This window comes from Streptomyces sp. bgisy159 (assembly GCF_057707805.1).
In genome coordinates this window covers 78,093-93,872 of sequence record NZ_JBYIQX010000015.1, presented here as the reverse complement: position 1 = coordinate 93,872, position 15,780 = coordinate 78,093, and the positions used below count along the sequence as shown (strand labels likewise).

Annotated in this window: 14 protein-coding genes; 7 read left to right on the top strand and 7 right to left on the bottom strand. The window is 74.9% G+C overall.

Annotation, left to right across the window (positions count from 1 at the left end; translation table 11 throughout):
* Positions 1 to 53 precede the first annotated feature (53 nt).
* The gene (locus AC3ET3_RS17155; RefSeq protein WP_435612431.1) at positions 54 to 467 is read right to left on the bottom strand and encodes a CoA-binding protein; all 414 of its coding nucleotides are present in this window, start codon (positions 465 to 467) and stop codon (positions 54 to 56) included.
* Positions 468 to 661: 194 nt separating this feature from the next.
* On the opposite strand from AC3ET3_RS17155, the gene AC3ET3_RS17150 reads away from it, so the two are divergent.
* The 5 genes from AC3ET3_RS17150 (at position 662) to AC3ET3_RS17130 (ending at position 6,949) form a co-directional block, all read left to right on the top strand.
* A complete protein-coding gene (locus AC3ET3_RS17150) occupies positions 662 to 1,396 on the top strand; it encodes a hypothetical protein (RefSeq protein ID WP_432136868.1) in 735 nt (244 codons plus the stop codon).
* A gap of 27 nt (positions 1,397 to 1,423) precedes the next feature.
* On the top strand, positions 1,424 to 2,017 hold the full coding sequence (locus tag AC3ET3_RS17145; RefSeq protein ID WP_432136869.1) for a SixA phosphatase family protein: 594 nt from the start codon (positions 1,424 to 1,426) through the stop codon (positions 2,015 to 2,017).
* A 67-nt stretch (positions 2,018 to 2,084) separates the two neighbouring features.
* Entirely contained in the window at positions 2,085 to 2,711 is a 627-nt protein-coding gene (locus AC3ET3_RS17140) for a YigZ family protein (RefSeq protein ID WP_432136870.1), read from the top strand.
* Positions 2,712 to 2,762: 51 nt separating this feature from the next.
* Positions 2,763 to 3,926 (top strand): exonuclease SbcCD subunit D, encoded by a 1,164-nt coding sequence (locus AC3ET3_RS17135; RefSeq protein ID WP_432136871.1) that lies wholly within the window; start codon positions 2,763 to 2,765, stop codon positions 3,924 to 3,926.
* Complete coding sequence (locus tag AC3ET3_RS17130; protein ID WP_435612430.1) at positions 3,923 to 6,949, top strand: AAA family ATPase; 3,027 nt, start codon at positions 3,923 to 3,925, stop codon at positions 6,947 to 6,949. The genes AC3ET3_RS17135 and AC3ET3_RS17130 overlap by 4 nt, the downstream gene beginning before the upstream one ends.
* Here AC3ET3_RS17130 and AC3ET3_RS17125 read toward each other — a convergent pair.
* On the bottom strand, positions 6,910 to 7,356 hold the full coding sequence (locus tag AC3ET3_RS17125) for an Lrp/AsnC family transcriptional regulator (RefSeq protein WP_432136873.1): 447 nt from the start codon (positions 7,354 to 7,356) through the stop codon (positions 6,910 to 6,912). The two genes, AC3ET3_RS17130 and AC3ET3_RS17125, sit on opposite strands and share 40 nt — an antisense overlap.
* A 94-nt stretch (positions 7,357 to 7,450) precedes the next feature.
* On the opposite strand from AC3ET3_RS17125, the gene AC3ET3_RS17120 reads away from it, so the two are divergent.
* Positions 7,451 to 7,954 carry a rhodanese-like domain-containing protein gene (locus AC3ET3_RS17120; RefSeq protein ID WP_432136874.1) on the top strand — a complete coding sequence of 168 codons (504 nt, stop codon included), beginning with the start codon at positions 7,451 to 7,453 and terminating at the stop codon, positions 7,952 to 7,954.
* 2 nt (positions 7,955 to 7,956) lie between these two features.
* Here AC3ET3_RS17120 and AC3ET3_RS17115 read toward each other — a convergent pair whose 3' ends face one another.
* From AC3ET3_RS17115 to AC3ET3_RS17105, 3 genes are all read right to left on the bottom strand, one after another.
* Positions 7,957 to 8,751, bottom strand: a complete 795-nt coding sequence (locus AC3ET3_RS17115) for an ATP-grasp domain-containing protein (protein WP_435612429.1) — start codon at positions 8,749 to 8,751, stop codon at positions 7,957 to 7,959.
* A gap of 174 nt (positions 8,752 to 8,925) precedes the next feature.
* Positions 8,926 to 10,620, bottom strand: coding sequence for a DUF885 domain-containing protein (locus AC3ET3_RS17110; protein ID WP_432136876.1), 1,695 nt, complete (start codon positions 10,618 to 10,620; stop codon positions 8,926 to 8,928).
* 63 nt (positions 10,621 to 10,683) lie between these two features.
* Positions 10,684 to 11,178: an Lrp/AsnC family transcriptional regulator gene (locus AC3ET3_RS17105; protein WP_432136877.1), complete on the bottom strand. Its 495-nt coding sequence runs from the start codon at positions 11,176 to 11,178 to the stop codon at positions 10,684 to 10,686.
* A gap of 60 nt (positions 11,179 to 11,238) precedes the next feature.
* On the opposite strand from AC3ET3_RS17105, the gene AC3ET3_RS17100 reads away from it, so the two are divergent.
* Positions 11,239 to 12,474, top strand: coding sequence for a trans-sulfuration enzyme family protein (locus AC3ET3_RS17100; RefSeq protein ID WP_432136878.1), 1,236 nt, complete (start codon positions 11,239 to 11,241; stop codon positions 12,472 to 12,474).
* Here the strand turns inward: AC3ET3_RS17100 and AC3ET3_RS17095 are convergent.
* Together AC3ET3_RS17095 and AC3ET3_RS17090 are read right to left on the bottom strand one after the other, a co-directional pair.
* Positions 12,464 to 13,855, bottom strand: a complete 1,392-nt coding sequence (locus tag AC3ET3_RS17095) for a GNAT family N-acetyltransferase (RefSeq protein ID WP_435612428.1) — start codon at positions 13,853 to 13,855, stop codon at positions 12,464 to 12,466. The genes AC3ET3_RS17100 and AC3ET3_RS17095 overlap by 11 nt on opposite strands.
* Positions 13,856 to 14,087: 232 nt before the next feature.
* Entirely contained in the window at positions 14,088 to 15,662 is a 1,575-nt protein-coding gene (locus AC3ET3_RS17090) for an alkaline phosphatase D family protein (protein WP_432157104.1), read from the bottom strand.
* Positions 15,663 to 15,780: the final 118 nt, after the last annotated feature.

The following is a 15,780-nucleotide window of genomic DNA, read 5'->3' as shown; positions in this document are numbered from 1 at the left end:
GGGTGACCGGCGACGGCACCGCTCAGCCGGTCACCCGCCCCGCGCCACGGCCGTCACGGTCGGCGCAGCCGGGGGAACTCGATGGCCGGGCAGCGGTCCATCACCATGTCCAGACCCGCCGCACGCGTGCGCGCGTAAGCCGCCTCGTCGACCACACCCAGCTGGAACCACACCGCCTTCGCACCCCGGGCGACCGCCTCGTCGGCCACGGCCCCGGCGAGCCGACTGTTGACGAACACGTCGACGACGTCCACGTCGAAGGGGACGTCCGCGAGGGAGGCGTATCCCCGCTCCCCGTGCACGGTCTCCGCCTTGGGGTGGACGGGGACGACCCGTTTGCCGTGGCGCCGCAGCACCTCGGCCACCCCGTACGCCGCCCGCGCCCGGTTGGTGGACAGGCCCACCACCGCCCAGGTACCGCCGAGCTCGGTGAGGATCTTGCGGACCGTTGCGTCGTCGCCGTGCACGGCGTGCCTCCTGTCGGGTGGCCGGCTGGGGAACCTTGGAACCTCAGGTCGGACAACATCTGATCACAACCGGTCATTCCGAGTCGGAAGCGGTTCGTGCGGGCCGGCCCGGGCAGCCGTGCGACGCCCCGGTACGTGTCCGGAAATCCCGCCGCCCGCCTGCGCGCGGCCGCCGGCCCGCCTACGCTCGGGCCGTGCTCCGCATCACCGACGCCCGAACCGGCGCAGACGTCCCCGCCGCCCCCGTCCGCCGGGGCCTGACCCGGGTCGAGGCCCATGCCGACGGCTGCGGTACCGGCGATCTGCGCGTCCTGCTCGTCGCCGACCTGCTGGTGCGTGCCCTGGAACTCGGCGGCACACCCGTCTGGGGCCTGCTGACCGGGCGGGGTGAGCAGACCCGGCTGCGTACGGACGCCGACGAGCTCGGCATCCGCCCCTTCGAGGACAACCGGGACATGGGCACCGGACTCGGCGAGGCGCAGGTCGTGCACGTGGCGCGGCGGGCGTCCGACGTCCCCGACGGGGTGGTGGTGGCCGTGGCCCCGGTGGACGGTCCGCCGCTACCGTCCGCGGGCCCGCCGGACCGTGCGGAGCCGGCCGCCCTGCGCCTCGCCCTGCTCACCCGCCCCCGGGACACCCCCGTACGGCTGACAGCGGCCGACCTGGCGGAGGCCCGCGACACCCTCGTACGCTGGCGGCAGGACGTCGCCCGGTGGGCGCGGCAGCCCTCGCGGCCGGTCCCCGAGGAGGTGCGCGGGCGGCTGCGGGCCGCCTGGGAGGACGACCTGGACGTACCGGAGGTGCTGCGCGTGCTGCGGCGGATCGAGCAGGACCCGGACGTCGCGCCCGGGGCCCGCTTCGAGACGCACGCCTACGCCGACCGCCTCCTGGGCCTCGATCTGACCCGGGACCTCGGGTCGCCGGTGTGACACGTCAGGGGAAGGCGGTCGGTCGCAATGGGCGGTGACGCGACGGCGCGGCCGACCGCGTCCCGGCCCGGGGCCCGCGCCGGCAGCGGGCCGCTGCGGCGGCTGGTGATACTGCGGCACGCGAAGTCCGCCTGGCCGGAGGGCACCCCGGACCACGGGCGGCCCCTCGCCCCGCGTGGCCGGCGGGACGCCCCCGCCGCCGGACGCGCGCTCGCCGAGGCCGACTGCCTGCCCGACCTCGCCCTGTGCTCCACCGCGCTGAGAGCCCGCCGCACCTGGGAACTGACCTCCGCGCAGTGGGGCACCCCGCCGCCGGTGCGGTACGACGAACGGCTGTACGCGGCCGACGCGCCCGACCTGCTGGACGTGCTGCACGAGACACCGCCCGAGGTGCGGACCCTGCTCCTGGTCGGCCACAACCCCGGCCTCACCGACCTGGTGCTCACCCTCGCCGGCGACGGCCTCGGCGACACCCTGGACACCGTCCGCACCAAGTTCCCCACCTCCGCCCTCGCCGTGCTCTCCTGGTACGGCCCCACCTGGCGCACCCTCGTACCGGGCGCGGCCCTGCTCACCTCGGTCACGGTCCCGCGCGGCAGGAAACACGGCAAAAGCGGGTAGAGCATGCCGGAACGGGGCGGATTGACCGGGTGGGGGGAGCTTCCGCACCACCGCATAGGCTGGTCCGATGCAGGACGAGTACCGCACCGTCGCGCGCGCGGGTGTGCACGAGACAGAGGTCAACCGCTCGCGATTCCTGTGCGCGCTGGCGCCGGCCGGCAGCGAGCGGGAGGCGCGGGAGTTCATCGCGGCGGTTCGCAGGGAGCACGCGGACGCCACGCACAACTGCTGGGCGTACGTCATCGGCGCGGACGCCGCCGTCCAGAAGGCCAACGACGACGGGGAGCCGGGTGGCACCGCCGGCCTCCCCATGCTGCAGATGCTGCTGCGCCGCGACATGCGGTACGTGGTCGCCGTCGTCACCCGCTACTTCGGCGGCGTCAAGCTCGGCGCGGGCGGCCTCATCCGCGCCTACGGAGGGGCGGTGGGGGAGGCCGTCGACGCCCTCGGCACCCTCACCCGGCGCCGGTACCGACTGGCCACGGTCACCGTCGACCACCAGCGCGCCGGGAAGGTGCAGAACGACCTGCGCGCCACCGGGCGCGAGGTGCGAGACGTGCGCTACGGCGAGGCCGTCACCCTCGAGATCGGACTGCCGGACGCCGACGTCGACGCCTTCCGGGCCTGGCTGGCGGACGCGACGGCCGGGACGGCCGGGTTCGAGCTGGGCGGGGAGGCGTACGGTGATGCGTGAGGCCGCCGTATCCGCCCGTGCTGTCAGTCCCTCCCGTTAGTCTCGGGGATCATGAGGCTGCTGCACACTTCCGACTGGCATCTCGGCCGGGCGTTCCACCGGGTCAACCTGCTCGGGGCGCAGGCCGAGTTCATCGGTCGTCTCGTCACCACCGTGCGGGAGCGCGAGGTCGACGCGGTGGTCGTGTCGGGGGACGTCTACGACCGGGCGGTCCCGTCGCTCGCCGCGGTCGAGCTGTTCGACGACGCCCTGCACCGCCTGGCCGGCCTGGGCGTGCCCACGGTCATGATCTCCGGCAACCACGACTCGGCCCGCCGTCTCGGCGTCGGCGCCGGCCTCATCGACCGCGCGGGCATCCACCTGCGCACCGACCCGTCGGCCGCCGGTACCCCCGTCGTCCTGTCCGACGCGCACGGTGACGTCGCCTTCTACGGCCTGCCCTACCTCGAACCGGCCCTGGTCAAGGACGAGTTCGGCGTCGAGCGGGCCGGCCACGAGGCGGTGCTGGCCGCCGCCATGGACCGAGTCCGCGCCGACCTCGCCGCACGCCCGACGGGCACCCGGTCCGTGGTCCTCGCCCACGCCTTCGTCACCGGCGGCCGGCCCAGCGACAGCGAACGGGACATCACCGTCGGCGGAGTGGCCGCGGTGCCGGCCGGGGTCTTCGACGGCGTCGACTACGTGGCGCTGGGTCACCTGCACGGTTGTCAGACGATCACCGAGCGGGTGCGCTACTCCGGCTCCCCGCTGGCGTACTCCTTCTCGGAGGCCGACCACCGCAAGAGCATGTGGCTGGTCGACCTCGACGCCACCGGCGCGGTCACCGCCGAGCGGATCGACTGCCCCGTGCCGCGCCCGCTGGCCCGCCTGCGCGGCACCCTGGAGGACCTGCTCGCCGACCCGGCCCTCGCCCGGCACGAAGGGGCTTGGGTGGAGGCGACCCTCGTCGACGCCGTCCGTCCCGCCGAGCCCATGGCCCGCCTCACCGCACGGTTCCCGCACACCCTCAGCCTCGTCTTCGCCCCCGAGCGCGCCCCCGACGACCCCGACGCCAGCTATGCGAGCCGCCTCGCCGGGCGGGACGACCAGCAGATCGCCGAGGACTTCGTCGCACACGTACGCGGCGCCGGACCCGACCCGAGCGAGCGCCGCGTGCTGCGGGCGGCGTTCGACGCGGTCCGTGCGGACGACGCCGTGCGGGAGGTGGCCCGGTGAGACTGCACCGGCTCGACCTCACCGCCTTCGGACCGTTCGGCGGCACCCTGTCGGTGGACTTCGACGAACTGTCCGCCGCCGGCCTGTTCCTGCTGCACGGCCCGACCGGCGCCGGCAAGACCTCCGTCCTCGACGCCGTGTGCTACGCCCTGTACGGCGCGGTCCCCGGGGCTCGCCAGAACGGCCAGGGCCTCACCCTGCGCAGTGACCACGCCGCCCCCGGCACCCGCACCGAGGTCACCCTCGACCTCACCGTCGCGGGCCGCCGCCTGGAGATCACCCGGCAGCCGCCCTGGGAACGCGCCAAGAAACGCGGCCACGGCACGACCGTCGACAAGGCCCAGTCCTGGCTGCGCGAGTACGACGCGGCGGCCCGTGCCTGGAAGGACCTCAGCCGCTCCCACCAGGAGATCGGCGAGGAGATCACCCAGCTGCTCGGCGGCATGAGCCGGGAGCAGTTCTGCCAGGTGGTGCTGTTGCCCCAGGGCGACTTCGCACGCTTCCTGCGCGCCGACGCCGAGGCGCGCGGCCGACTGCTCGGCCGCCTGTTCGACACCCAGCGCTTCACCGACGTCGAGAAGCGCCTCGCCGACCGCCGCCGCGCCGCCGAGGCCAGGGTGAAGGAGGGCGACACCGCGCTGCTCGCCGACGCCCACCGCATGCAGCAGGTCGCCGGCGACACCATGGAGCTGCCCGAACCGGCGCCGGGCGAGCCGGGCCTGGCCGAGGCCGTCCTCACCGCGGCCGCCGTCGCCCGTTCCACCGCGCGCGAGCAGCTTGCCGTCGCCGACTGCGGGCGCCTCGCCGCCGAATCCGCCCACGCGGCAGCCCAGCGCCACCTGGACGACACACGCGAACTAGCCCGCTTGCAGCGGCGGTTCGCCGATGCGCAGGAGCGCGCCGCGCGCCTCCAGGAGCGGGCGGGCGCCCACCGGGAGCAGCGGGCTCGGATGGAGCGGGCGCGCAAGGCCGAGGCGGTGGCTCCGGTCCTCGCACTGCGCGCGTCGGCCGACTCCGAGCACCGCGCGGCCGCCGAGGCCGAGGCACGCGCGCGTGCGCAGCTGCCGGAGCGGTTCACCGACGCCGGGGCCGCCGGCCTCGCCGCCGCCGCCCGCCGGGCCGCCGAGGAACTGGGCGGACTGGAGTCGGCCCGGCGCGCCGAGCTGCGGCTGGCCGGCCTCGCCGCCGAGCGCGCCGATCTGGACCGCCAGGAGCGCGCCGACGAGGAGGTCCTCACGGAGGCGGAGAGCTGGCTCGCCGGGTGGGAGGAGACCCGGGCCGCACTCCTGGCCCGCGTCGACAGCGCCCAGCAGGCCGCCACCCGGGCCGAACAGCTCGCCGAGCGGCGGGAACCCGCGCAGGCCCGGCTGACGGCCGCGGCACTGCGCGACCGGCTCGCCGGGGACCTCGACGCCGCCGAGCGGCGGGCCCTCGCCTCCGGCGAGCGGGCGGTCGCCGCCCGCGCCCACTGGCTGGACCTCAAGGAGCAGCGCCTCGACGGCATCGCGGCCGAACTGGCCGCCGGCCTGGTCGCAGGTGCGCCCTGCGCCGTCTGCGGGGCCACCGAGCATCCCGCTCCCGCCCGCAAGGACGCCGGGCACGTCGACCGCGCCGCCGAGGAAGCCGCCCTCGCCGCCTACCGGCAGACCGAGGACGAACACGCCGCGGACCAACGGCGCCTGGGCGCCGTACGGGAGGAGCTGGCCGCCGCGACCGCCGAGGCCGGTGACGCTCCGACGGACCAGCTCCGCGCCGAGGCCGCCGAGCTGGAGGAGCACTACGCGCGCGCCCGCGCGGACGCCTCCGCACTGCACCCGGCGCAGGAGGAGCTGCGCCGGGCCGAGCAGGAGCACCGGCGGCGCACCGCCGTCCAGCGTGAGGCCGCCGTCCGGCTCGCCTCCCGGGTGGGCCACCGCGAGCGACTGGACCGCGAACGGGCCGCCCTCCAGGACGAGGTGACGCACGCCCGGGGCGCCCTGGACAGCGTGGCCGCGCGCGCGGCGCAGCTGGAGCGGCAGGCCGCGCTGCTGACCGACGCCGCCGACGCGGCCAGGGCCGCCGAGGAGAGCGCCGAGCGCCTCAAGGCCGCCGACGGGCACCTCGACGAGGCCGCGTTCCGGGCCGGTTTCGACACCCCGCGGGCCGCCGCCGACGCCCTCCTCGACGACGCCGCCCACCGCGAGCTGCAGCGCGCTCTCGACGCCTGGCAGACCGAGGAGGCCGCCGTGCGGGCCGTGCTCGCCGAGGCCGACACCGCCTCCGCCGCCCAGTGCCCGCCCGCCGGCCTCACCGCCGCCGAGACGGCCGCCCGCGCCGCCGCCGAACGGCTGCGGCAGGCCGCCTCCGCGCAGGACGCCGCCGCCCGCCGCTGCGCGGAACTGGACCGGCTGTCCGAGCGCGCGACCGCCGCCGCGCGCGGGCTGGCGCCGCTGCGTGAGGAGTACGACCGGGTCGCCCGCCTCGCCGGGCTCACCGCGGGCACCTCCGCCGACAACGGGCGCAAGATGCGTCTCGAGTCGTACGTTCTGGCCGCCCGGCTGGAGCAGGTGGCCGCCGCCGCCAGCGTCCGGCTGCACCGGATGTCCTCGGGCCGCTACACCCTCGTCCACTCCGACGACCGCACCGGACGCGGTCGCAGCGGACTGGGCCTGCACGTCGTCGACGCCTGGACCGGCCGGGAGCGGGACACCGCCACCCTGTCCGGCGGCGAGACCTTCTTCGCCTCGCTCGCCCTCGCGCTCGGCCTCGCCGACGTGGTCACCGACGAGGCGGGGGGAGTGCGGCTGGACACCCTGTTCATCGACGAGGGGTTCGGCAGCCTGGACGACCAGACGCTGGACGAGGTTCTCGACGTCCTCGACTCCCTGCGCGAACGGGACCGCAGCGTCGGCATCGTCAGCCACGTCGCCGACCTCCGGCGGCGCATCCACGCCCAGCTGGAGGTCGTGAAGGACCGGTCGGGGTCGGTGGTGCGGCAGCGCGGTCACCGGCCCAGCGGACGCCGGGGCAGCGGCGAGGAGTAGACGACGCTGGTGGTGACCGAACCGAGCGCGCCGATCTTCCCGGACACCTCCTCCAGATGGCGCATGGAACGGGCGGCGACCTTGATCACGAAGCAGTCGTCGCCCGTGACATGGTGCGCCTCCAGGATCTCGGGCGTGACGGCCACCAGGTCGTGGAAGGGCTTGTAGTTGCCGGTCGGGTACCGCAGCCGTACGAACGCCAGGATCGGCAGGCCGATACGCTCGGGGTCCACGACGGCGGCGTACCCCTGGATGACGCCCGCCTCTTCCAGCCGCCGCACCCGTTCGGTCACCGCGCTCGCGGACATGGACACGGCACGGGCCAGCTCGGCGTAACTGGCCCGGCCCTCCCGTTGCAGGACGTCGAGGATGCGCCAGTCGGTGGCGTCCGGGGAATACGCGGTCATGAGCGAGGAATAGCAGGGAAATCCCCGGTGGATCAAGGCAGGTGCCGGGGATCGTCACTTCAACGAAATGATCACCGGCCGTAGATTTTCTGCCATGAACACCTCCACCGAGAACGCGGCCCACGCTGCCGCCCCCGTGAACCCCGTCCTGCGCACCCCTCCCGCAGCCCCTGCCGAGGCCGCCGCCCACTTCCGGGCGAGCCTGGCCTTCCACACCGACGTCTCCGACGTGGCCGCCGCGCTTGCCGCCGGCGGCGACGCCGGCTTCGTCGTGCTGGACTCCCGCTCCACCGAGTCCTGGGACCAGGGGCACGTCCCCGGCGCGGTCCACCTGCCCACCGCGCTCATCCCCGAGCAGGCCGAGCACCTCCTCGACAAGGCGGTGCCGGTCGTCACGTACTGCTGGGGCCCCGCCTGCAACGGCGCCACCCGCGCGGCCCTCGCCCTCGCCGAACTCGGCTACCGGGTCAAGGAGATGCTCGGCGGCTTCGAGTACTGGGTGCGCGAGGGCCTCGCCTACGAGACCCGAGAGGGTGGCGAGCGCAAGCCGGCCGACCCGCTGACCGTCCCGGTGGACGCCGCCGACTGCGGCTGCTGAGGTCAGGCCCGCACCACCGCGGGCGCCGGCCGCAGGAACCCCCGCTCCGCCGCGGTGAAGCCGTCCCGCGGTCGCGCCGCGCGCAGCACCACCTTCAGCGCGGCGTCCGCGTCGCACGCGTAGTGCCCGCTGGCCCATGCGGCGTTGGCCTCCACCACCGCCCACCCGGCGTCCGCCACCAGCCCGACGTCCACGACGATCGCGCTCGGCAGCCCGGTACCGGCCAGCCGGGAGGCGAACGCCAGCACCTCGCCGCGGCGCGGGTCCGCCTCCAGCGGGGCCACGTCGAGGTCGCCCCCGACGGCGTACCGGCTGCCGGTGCGCACCTCGCCGTCCAGCAGGAACAGCCGGTACTCCACGGCGAACGCCACGATGTCGCTGACCAGCACCGGCTCCGTACCGTCCACCGCGTCCGGGCCGGGCAGCCGGCTGCCGTCGGGGTAGACGCGCGCCGGGAAGCTCTTGTCGTTGGGCGGCTTCACGAACGCCGGCCTCCGCAGCCCGCGCGCCGCGTCGATGGTGGTGCACGCGATGTCGCGGCCGGTGAGCTCGCGCGGCAGCCTGGCCAGCCAGTCCGCCGGGGGCTCCAGCAGCCCGACGCCCAGCTCCCGGCCGACGGCGTCCGCGAACAGCGGGCCCGCGTAGAGCGAGGCACCGGGACAGCGCCGCCGCTCCTGGGGCACCCGCCACTCGCGCAGGGTCTCCACCCCCACACCGCGCCGCCGTGCCGCATCCGCGAGGGCGCGGCCGGTGGCGGTGACGCGCGGGGACAGGAACAGGGTGCGGCCAGTGGTCATGGAACCGAAGAGTGCCCGAGAGGCGGCCGGGAGGGACAGCGAATATCCGCGGCCCGGGCAGGACACCGACACGGCGGGTCCGCCGCCCCACCCGGTCGCTCCGCGTGCCCTGCCCGGTCGCCGAGGTCGCCGAGGTCGCCTCGGTCGCCCCGCGTGCCCCGCCCGGCATCCGCGTCAGAGCCGGGACAGCTCGTCCACCAGGTCGTCCAGACCCAGCGAACCCTGCGAGAGGGCCGCCATGTGCCAGGCCTTGAGGTCGAAGGCGGCGCCGTGGCGCGCGCGGGCCCGCTCCCGGCCCAGCAGCCAGGCCCGCTCGCCCAGCTTGTAGCCGATGGCCTGGCCGGGGATGGTCAGATAGCGGGTCAGCTCGCTCACCACGAAGTCGGCCGGGCGGCTGCTGTGCGACCCGAAGAACTCCTCGGCCAGCTCCGGCGTCCAGCGCTCGCCCGGACGGAAGGGGGAGTCCGCCGGAATGTCCAGGCCGAGGTGCATGCCGATGTCGATGATGACGCGCACGGCCCGCATCATCTGCGCATCGAGATAGCCGAGCCGCTGTTCGGGATCGGTGAGGAAGCCCAGCTCGTCCATCAGCCGCTCCGCGTACAGCGCCCAGCCCTCGGCATTGGCGCTGACCATGCCGACGGACGCCTGGTAGCGGGAGAGGTTCCCGGCGACGTGCACCCACTGCGCCAGCTGGAGGTGGTGGCCGGGCACGCCCTCGTGGTACCAGGTCGACACCAGGTCGTAGACCGGGAACCGGGTCTCGCCCATCGTCGGCAGCCAGGTGCGGCCCGGCCGCGAGAAGTCCTCCGACGGCGGCGTGTAGTAGGGCGCCGCGGCGCTGCCGGGCGGCGCGATGCACGACTCCACCTTCCGTACCCGCTCGGCGAGTTCGAAGTGGGTGCCGTCCAGCTTGTCGATCGCCTCGTCCATCAGGCCCTGCAGCCACGCCCGGACCTCGTCGACGCCCTCGATGTGCCGGCCGTGCTCGTCGAGGTGGGCCAGCGCCGCCCACGGCGTCTCGGCACCCGGCAGAATCTTCTCCGCCTCCTGCCGCATCTCGCCGAGCAGCCGGTGGTACTCGGCCCAGCCGTAGGCGTACGCCTCGTCCAGGTCGAGGTCGGTGCCGTTGTAGTAGCGGGCGAACCGGGCGTAGCGTTCACGGCCCACGGTCTGCGGCGCGTCCTGGACGGCCGGCGCGTACACGTCGCGCATCCAGTCGCGCAGCCCGGCCACCGCGGCGGTCGCCGCGCGCGCCGCCTCGTCCAGCTCGGCCCTGAGCGTGTCGGGGCCGGCGGCGGCGAAGTCCTCGAACCAGCCGCGCCCGGACCCGTCCGTGTCGGCCCACTCGGTGAGCTGTCCGACGAAGGTCTCCGTGGGCCGCGGCGCCGCGTACAGCTTGCGCTCCAGACCGAGGGTCAGGGACTCCCGGTACCCGGCGAGGGCGGCCGGCACCGCGCGCAGCCGTTCGGCGATCGCCGCCCAGTCCTCCTCCGTCCGGGTCGGCGTCACGGTGAACACCTCGCGCACGTGGTGCGCCGGCGAGCCCATGTTGCCGACGTGGCGCAGCCCCTCCTCCGCTTCGTGCACGGCGAGTTCGGCGGTCAGCCGCTCGCGCAGCAGGCGCGCGCACCGGCGCTCGATGTCGCTGTCCGCGCCGGGCCGGCTCTCGGCCTCGTCGAGCCGGGCCAGGGTGTCCCGGGCCAGCCGCGCGAGCGCGTCCTGTCCCGCCGGTGAGAGGTCGGGCAGGCGGCCGGCGCTCTCCTGTACGCCGAGGTAGGTGCCGGTGACCGGATCGAGGGCGACGAGCTCGTCGACGTAGGCGTCGGCGACCTGCCGCGGCAGCGGGCTGCTGTTCGTCTCTGACATGCGGACATCGTCGTACGGATACCGGTGCCGCGTCAGCCCCGTTTCGCCGGTCCGGTCGCCGGATCAGCCGGATTTCGCCGAGAGCGTGTCCGGCGGGAGCAGGGGACCGCAGTCCCACCGCTGGAAGATCAGCCTGGTCTCCACCCGGGCCACCTCCCGCCGGGCCGTGAACTCGTCGAGGACCAGCCGCTGCAGATCGGCCATGTCCGCGACCGCCACGTGCACCAGATAGTCGTCCGGGCCGGTCAGGTGGAACACGGTCAGCGCCTCCGGCAGCGCCCGCACCCGCTCCACGAACGGACCCACCAGTTCCCGCCGGTGCGGCCGGACCTGCACCGACAGCAGGGCCTGCAGCCCCCGCCCCAGCCTGGCCGGATCGAGCCGCAGCTGATGGCCGAGGATCACCCCGGACCGCCGCAGCCGCGTCACCCGGTCCAGGCAGGTCGACGGTGCCACCCCCACCTGCGCGGCGAGGTCCCGGTAGGTGGTCCGGGCGTCGTTCTGCAGCAGCCGCAGCAGATGCAGATCCACCGGGTCCAGTACGACAGATTCGGCCATGGCCCGAACGTAGCACGGGATCTGGTCCCCGGAACCCGGTCGGTGTTCACCCTTCCGCCCATGGACACAGCTGGTACGCCCGCGTACGACGACGTACGCCGCCCCGCACCGAGAGCACCCCGGGCACTGGCCACCGAGGCCGTGCACGCCGGCCGGGACGACCTGGCCCGCCAGGGCCTGCACGCCCCGCCCATCGACCTGTCCACCACCTACCCGTCCTACGACAGCCGCGCCGAGGCGGCCCGTATCGACGCCTTCGCCACCACCGGCGCCGACCCCGACGGCCCGCCCGTCTACGGCCGGCTCGGCAACCCCACCGTGGCCCGCTTCGAGACGGCGCTGGCCCGGCTGGAGGGCACCGAGAGCGCGGTCGCCTTCGCCAGCGGCATGGCCGCGCTCAGTGCGGTGCTCCTCGCCCGCGCCGCCTCCGGGCTGCGCCACGTCGTCGCCGTGCGCCCCCTGTACGGCTGCAGCGACCACCTGCTGACCGCCGGGCTGCTCGGCACCGAGGTGACGTGGACCGACCCGGCCGGGATCGCCGACGCACTGCGCCCGGACACCGGCCTGGTCATGGTCGAGTCGCCCGCCAACCCCACCCTCGCCGAGGTCGACCTGCGGGCCGTCGCCCACGCCTGCGGCAGCGTGCCCCTGCTGGTCGACAACACCTTCGCCACCCCGGTGCTCCAGCGCCCCGCCGAGTCGGGCGCCCGGCTGGTGCTGCACAGCGCCACCAAGTACCTCGGCGGGCACGGGGACGTGCTCGCGGGGGTGGTGGCCTGTGACGAGGAGTTCGCCGGACAGCTGCGGCAGATACGTTTCGCCACCGGTGGTGTCCTGCACCCGCTCGCCGGTTACCTGCTGCTGCGGGGCCTGTCGACCCTGCCGGTCCGGGTCCGCGCCGCCTCGGACACCGCGGCCGAGCTGGCCCGCCGCCTCGCCGGCGACCCGCGCGTGGCCCGCGTCCACTACCCGGGCATCGGCGGTGCCATGGTCGCCTTCGAGGTGCACGGCGACCCGCACGAGGTGATCGCCGGCGTCCGCCTCGTCACCCCGGCCGTCAGCCTCGGCAGCGTGGACACGCTGATCCAGCACCCCGCGTCGATCAGCCACCGCATCGTGGACGCCGAGGACCGCAGGGGCGCGGGCGTGAGCGACCGCCTGCTGCGGATGTCCGTGGGCCTGGAAGACGTCGAGGACCTGTGGGCCGACCTGGACACGGCACTGTCCGCGGGGGGCGCGGGCGACCGGGACACCGCGGTGGCCGTCGCCCGCCCCGCGGCGGTGCTCAGGTCCTGACCACCGAGCTCTGCAGGCGGGCCGTGATCACCAGCGTGCCCTCCTCGATCTGGTAGTCGAGCGGCAGCTCCAGCCCCCGCATCGCCGCGACCATGCCCGTGTTGGACGCCTGCGTCACCGCGTACACGCTCTCGCAGCCGGCCTCCCGGGCCATGGCCACCAGCCTGCGCAGCAGTTCCCCGCCGATGCCGCGCCGCTGCCAACGGTCCTCGACCAGCAGCGCGACCTCCGTCTCGTCGCCGTCCCACAGCAGGTGGCCGAGGCCGACGATGCGGCCCGAGGGGGTGCGCACCGCCAGGGTGCGGCCGAAGCGGGGGCTGAGCAGATGCTTGAGATAGCGGTCGGCGTCACCCACCGGCCCGTGGTACCGCATGCCCAGGGTCCGGCTGGAGCACCGTTCGTGCATCTCCTTCGCGGCCTGCAGGTCACCGACGTCGGCCCGGCGCACGGTGATGTCGTTGCCCTCGGGCAGCGTCAGTACGTCCTGGCCGCACGGGACCCTCGGGCCCAGCCGGGCGTCCAGCTCGACCAGGGCCCGCGCGCGGGCGAACTCCGTCGGGGTGAAGGGAAGATACGGCCGCTCCACGGTGATCACCCCGCCCTCCGGCGCCCGCAGTCGCAGCACCGTCTCCTCCAGCACGCCCTCCACGGGCACCCGGTCGGCGCCCCGGCCGTCGCCGTGCGCGGTGGCGGGCAGCGACCGGATCGTGCACCGGCCCAGCAACTGCCGCAGTGCCAGAGGGAGTTCGGCGGCGTCCAGCGCCGTGCGGGTGGCCAGGCCGAGCACCCGGGTCGGCGCGTCCACCAGGTCGTGGGCGTCGGCCCGCTCCATCCAGGTGCCCGAGCCGCCCGCGCCCGCCACGGCACGGGTGATCTCGGCGCAGGCGAGGTCGCGCGGGGCGCGCAGCAGGAACTCGTCGACGGTGTCCGTGCCCAGCGGGTGCGTCTGCAGGGTGAGGATGTCGACGCGCTGCCCGGCGAGCGCGGTGCACAGGGCGGCCAGCGCGCCCGGCTCGTCCTTCACGGTCGTCCGCATCCGCCACAGGGTGCTCGGCCGGGCCGCCTCCTCCGGCAGCGCGGACGGCCCGGCCTGCTCCCGCGCGGAGCCCGGCCGGGCGCTCGTATCGCCGGTATCGCTCACCGGCGGTGCGTGGCCGTGGCGGCGTGACCACCAGGTGTGGAAGCAGGCCGTGGCGGCGAGGGCGGCCGCCGACAGGGTGAGCAGGGCAGGCCCGTCCGGGCCGTGGCCCACCAGGTTCGCCACCACGTCGGCCACCGCCACCGCGGTGAACAGGGCGGCGAGCTCCACGATGTCCCGCCGCCAGTGGTGGACGGGGCGCCCGTTCTTGGCGCGTGTCACGTCAGTCGTCTTCCGGTTCATACGGCCACTGTGGAGGAAGGGTGTTGCGTGATCACGAACGGTTTGTGACTGATGGGTAAATGCTGAATTTGTCCGCTTTGCAACCGCCTCTGCCTGCCCGAGAGGGCGGCGTCCGCGCGAAGGCGTCCGGATGAACGGCGTGCGGCTGAACCGCGTGCGGGCGAACGGAACACCGCGCACCGGGGGATGACGCCGGTGCGCGGTGTTGCGCCGAGCGTACGGGACCCGGGCCCTACTGTCCCACCAGGCCCGGCCGCAGCACCTGGGTGAACAGCACGGTGCCGTCCTGCTCGCGCAGCCGGACCGTCAACTCCCCGCTGCCGCCGTCGATGTCCACCTCGCCGAAGAACTGGTACCCGCCGGCGGGGGAGACGTTCGCGGTCGTCGGCGCCTTCACGAACACCCGCTCCGGCCCGAACGTGCCGTCCAGGGCGTTGGCCGGGAACGCGCCCGCGTTGAGCGGGCCGGAGACGAACTCCCAGAAGGGCTCGAAGTCGTCGAACGCCGCTCGTGAGGGCTGGTAGTGCTGGGCCGAGGTGTAGTGGACGTCGGCGGTCAGCCACACCGTGCCGGTGATCCGGCGGTGCTTGACGAACCGCAGCAGCTCGGCGATCTGCAGCTCCCTGCCCAGGGGCGCCCCGGGATCGCCCTGGGCGACGGCCTCGATGTTCGGCAGGCCGTCGGTGCCGTCCGGCACCACCAGGCCGAGCGGCATGTCCGAGGCGAGCACCTTCCACACCGCCCGGGAGCGGGCCAGTTCCCGCTTGAGCCACGCCAGCTGCTCGGCGCCGAGGATGCCCTCGGGGTCGGTGGTCCGGTCGTCCGGCGAGTTGGCGTTGCGGTAGGTGCGCATGTCCAGCACGAACACGTCCAGCAGCGGTCCGTGGCGCACCACCCGGTACACCCGGCCGCGGGGGCGGCGCAGCGTCGGGATGGGGAAGTACTCCGAGAACGCGCGCCGGGCCCGCGCGGCGAGCACGTCGACGCGCTTCTCGGTGTAGCGGGGGTCGGCGAGGATCTCCCCGGGGTACCAGTTGTTGGTCACCTCGTGGTCGTCCCACTGGACGATCGAGGGCACCTGCGCGTTGAACCGGCGGAGGTTCGCGTCGAGCAGGTTGTAGCGGAAGTTCCCGCGGAACTCGGCCAGCGTCTCGGCGACCTTGGACTTCTCCTCCGTGGTGACGTTCCGCCACAGACTGCCGTCGGGCAGGTTGACGGACGGTGCGATCGGGCCGTCGGCGTAGACGTTGTCGCCGCTGCACAGGAAGAAGTCCGGGTCGAGCGCGGCCATCGCGTCGTAGATCCGGTAGCCGCCGCGGTCCGGGTTGATGCCCCAGCCCTGCCCGGCGAGGTCCCCGGACCACACGAACCGCACCCCGTCGCGGCGCCGCGAGGACGCGGTGCGGAAGGTGCCGGCCACCGGTTCGCCGGTGCGCCGCGGGTCGTCCGGGTCGGCCAGCAGCACGCGGTAGTGGATCTGCTCGCCGGCCGGCAGACCGTGCAGCCGGGTGGTGCCGGTGAAGTCGGTGTCCGGGCCGAGCAGCGGGCCGCACCAGCGGCGCGCGCCCCGGAACGACTCGGTGGCCGACGTCTCGACGACCATGCGGGCCGGACGGTCGGAGCGCACCCACACCAGCCCCGAGTGCGCGCCCACGTCTCCCGTCTGCACGCCCCACGCCGCGCCGGGCCGCCCGGACCGGGCGAGGGCGGGCGCCGCACCGGCGGCGACGGGCAGGGTCAGGGCGGCGGACGCGGCGAGGGTGCCGCGCAGGACGCCGCGGCGCCCCGGGAACGGACGATCGGACATGGAGGGGCCTCCTGGGACGGGAACCGGCCGATGTGTCGTGCCCACACCTACGCGGGCGGCGCGGCGGCCACGCGAACCACGAGTGAACAACTCCTCCCGGCCCCCGCGGAGGCGCCGC